The organism is Mesorhizobium sp. M4B.F.Ca.ET.017.02.2.1 (assembly GCF_003998955.1).
In the GTDB taxonomy this organism is placed as follows: Bacteria; Pseudomonadota; Alphaproteobacteria; order Rhizobiales; family Rhizobiaceae; genus Mesorhizobium; species Mesorhizobium abyssinicae.
In genome coordinates this window covers 1-3,116 of the sequence record NZ_RZOF01000511.1, presented here as the reverse complement: position 1 = coordinate 3,116, position 3,116 = coordinate 1, and the positions used below count along the sequence as shown (strand labels likewise).

Below are 3,116 nucleotides of genomic sequence, written 5' to 3'. Positions count from 1 at the left end.
CCGCCGCTGCCGGACTTCTCGCCGCCGCGCTCGCGGCCTGGGCGGGAATGGGCTACTGGTCGCTGGTGTTGGGGCCAGCTGTCGCGGCAGTCGTTGCGCTGGCGGCAGCATGGCTGGTGGTCCGTTGGACGCCGTCGCGGCCGGACCTGAAGGTCGACGGCGACATATTGTCGTTCGGCGCCAATCTGACCGGCTTCAACCTCGTCAACTTTTTCTCGCGCAATCTCGACAACATCCTCATCGGAAAATATTCCGGTGCAATTGAGCTCGGCTATTACGACCGCGCTTACAAGCTGCTGTTGTTTCCATTGCAGAACATCACCCAGCCGCTGACGCGCGTGATGGTGCCTCTGCTCAGCCGAATTCACGAGGACAAGGCGCGGTTTCGCGACCTTTACGTGCGAACCAACTGGATGCTGGCGGCCGTAACCATGCCTGGTATCGCAGCGCTGACGCTGACCTCGGATCAGGTGGTCGCGCTCCTTTTCGGGCCGCGCTGGACCGCCGTGGCGCCTATTTTTGCCTGGCTCGGCATCGCCAGCCTGACGCAGTCCATCTCAAGCACGACGGGGTGGATATTCATCTGCCAAGGCAAGACCAAGACCATGTTTCATTGGGGCATCTACTCGTCGCTGACGACGGTCGCCTCCTTCATCGTCGGCCTGCATTGGGGCGCTGTCGGCGTCGCGGCCGCCTACGCGATCAGCGGCTACGTGCTGCGCGTTCCGGTGCTTGCCGTGCTGGTCCACCGTGTCGGCCCGGTGACTGCCGGCGATTTCCTGATCATGCAGGGGCTCTTCATCGTCTCGTCCCTGCTCGCCTGGCTGGCCTATCTGGGGCTGCCGGCGTCGCTCACGGGCCAGTCAGACCTTCTCGCCGTGGCCCTGGCGCTATGCCTCAACTACGGGCTTGCCCTCGTCCTGATGCTGATCCTTCCCCAATCGCGCAGGATGCTTTCCGCCACCCTTCCCAACATCGCGCGCAACATCCGCTGAAGCACCTGGAATAAGTGGCTTCAGCAAGCCTGTGGCCGACATTGCCGAAGCATGCTCTTCAAGCACGGCCTGCAGGCTGGTACGGCGATACTGGTCGAGGTTGGCGGCAAACCTGCCGAGCTTTTCGGCTGCCTCCTGCGGCGTCACCGTGTCGATGTCGAGCAACAGGTCTGCGACACCGACGCGCTTGGCGACTTCCTTGGTCTTGAATTCATAGGCGATCGGCAGCACCGGCGTGCCGACGCAAAGCGACATGATCATCATGTGCATGCGCGTCGCGACGACGAAGTCGAAGCCTTTCACCAGCGCCATCAACTGGTCCGGGGTGTGGAACGAAGCGTCCACGCTGACATGCTTGGCGATCTCCGGATCAAGCTCGGCTACGATTGCGCGCGCCGTCTTGGAATCGTCATGCGCGTATTCCGGCACGCCCTGGCACGTGGAGACGAAGGTCACTTCCTTGCCGTGATCCCTGACGAGGATGGTTGCGATTTCGCGCACCGAATCGAGATAGCGGCGCATGCCGCCTTCACCGTCATTGACATAGTTCCAGTGGCGGACGGAGATGGCGACGCGGCCCGTTTCCACCGGCGGTTGGGCGGAAGCCAGCCGTTTCCCGATCCTGTCTGTATCGGCGAGCGCAAAGACGGCATCGGCCACAACGTGGCACTTACCGGGCTCCTTCACCATGTCCAGTATGTGGTTTCTGGAGCGCTCGTCGCGAAGCAGGATGAGCGGGCTCCGGTCGAAGATCGGGCCCAGTTCCTGTCGATTGTAACTTTTGTTGAACGGACCGAGGGATTGCGTGAAGAAAACCGGATCCTTACCGAGGATCGCATCGACACGGAATTGGTTCAGGCGCCTTTCGAGATTGTAATTCTCGACCAGATAGGTGCCGCCTGTCGTGACCACGAGACCGGCGTTCCGATAGATCTCGAGGCTGCGGCGGGCGCTTTCGCCGAACAAGATGCGGCTGATGAAGCTTTCGGTGCCGAAACGCTGCAAAACCTGAAGAACGAGCCGGTTATAATGCGGTTTTAGCCGGTGTTTCAGCCCGCTGCCGTAGCTGTAACGGAACATGGTTTCCGACAGCAGCTTGTGAAATTCGAGATCCGGGTAATCCTTCTTCGGGTAGAGTTTTGCGGCGACTTCAGGCTGGCTGTCGAAGACGAAGAACCGCGGTTCGTCGCCGACAACTGCCTTGAGGATATGGCGGATCGCCAGCAGAATTGCTGCATCCCCGGTATTCAGGCAGACTGTGTTTTCAACGACGATGTTCATCGTATCACCCCATTCGTGAGTTGGTTCTACGGTCAGGCAGCTGGATCTGGTCGGCATCCGTGTAGCCGTCCAAGCGCGGCATAGGGCCAACGGTTGGCTGGCGCTCGAGCACAGCCAAGATTAACGGATGTTTTTTGCAGCGCAACAAAAATGCTCGCTTTCTTGCTACACTGCACCAAAAATGTTGCGATGCAGCAAGAGCTGTACTAACTTCGCCGTGGGTGGGCCAACAGCGGTCGAGTTTCATGCTGCATGTCTTGTACCTTGTGCATGACGTATCCGACCCGGCGGTTCGCCGGCGGATCACAATGCTCAGGGCAGGCGGCGCCAAGGTGACGCTGGCGGGTTTCCGCCGCACCACCAGCCCGGTTGCCGACATCGAAGGATTGCGCCCGATCGATCTCGGCGCGACGCGCGACGGCCGATTCGGCCAGCGTCTGGCGGCGGTCGCCAAAGCGGCGTTCGGGATCGGCGCTAAGCTGGCGGCGATGCCGAGGCCCGACCTCATCATTGCGCGCAACCTCGAAATGCTGGCGCTTGCCCGCCGCGCCAAGGCCGCGCTCGGCGCCAGGGTTCCGCTCGTCTACGAATGCCTCGACATCCATCGCCTGGTGCTGCGCGACGATCTGGTCGGCAAGGCGCTGCGCGGCGCGGAACGTTATCTCGCCCGCGACGTTAAGCTCCTCGTGACCTCGTCTCCGGCCTTCATCGCCAATTATTTCAAGCCGTTCGGTCAGGTCGCCGCGCCCGTCGAACTGGTCGAGAACAAATATTTCGACACCGCGTCCGTGGCCGTTGATGAACGATTGAAGGCGCAGAATCCCGCCGCACCCCCTTGGC

3 protein-coding genes are annotated in these 3,116 nt (G+C 61.2%); 2 read left to right on the top strand and 1 reads right to left on the bottom strand.

Features of this window, described 5'->3' with window-relative positions:
- On the top strand, positions 1-995 hold a 995-nt coding region (locus tag EN738_RS32950; RefSeq protein WP_127287205.1), incomplete at its 5' end, for an oligosaccharide flippase family protein.
- Here the strand turns inward: EN738_RS32950 and EN738_RS32945 are convergent.
- The gene (locus tag EN738_RS32945; protein ID WP_127287204.1) at positions 891-2,276 is read right to left on the bottom strand and encodes a polysaccharide pyruvyl transferase family protein; all 1,386 of its coding nucleotides are present in this window, start codon (positions 2,274-2,276) and stop codon (positions 891-893) included. The two genes, EN738_RS32950 and EN738_RS32945, sit on opposite strands and share 105 nt — an antisense overlap.
- A gap of 245 nt (positions 2,277-2,521) precedes the next feature.
- On the opposite strand from EN738_RS32945, the gene EN738_RS32940 reads away from it, so the two are divergent.
- The coding region (locus EN738_RS32940; protein ID WP_281034339.1) for a glycosyltransferase at positions 2,522-3,116 on the top strand (595 nt) is incomplete at its 3' end.

Coding starts and splice junctions, on each gene's coding strand:
- EN738_RS32945 (WP_127287204.1), bottom strand. CDS start 2,276: ATGAACATCGTCGTTGAAAACACAGTCTGCCTGAATACCGGGGATGCA.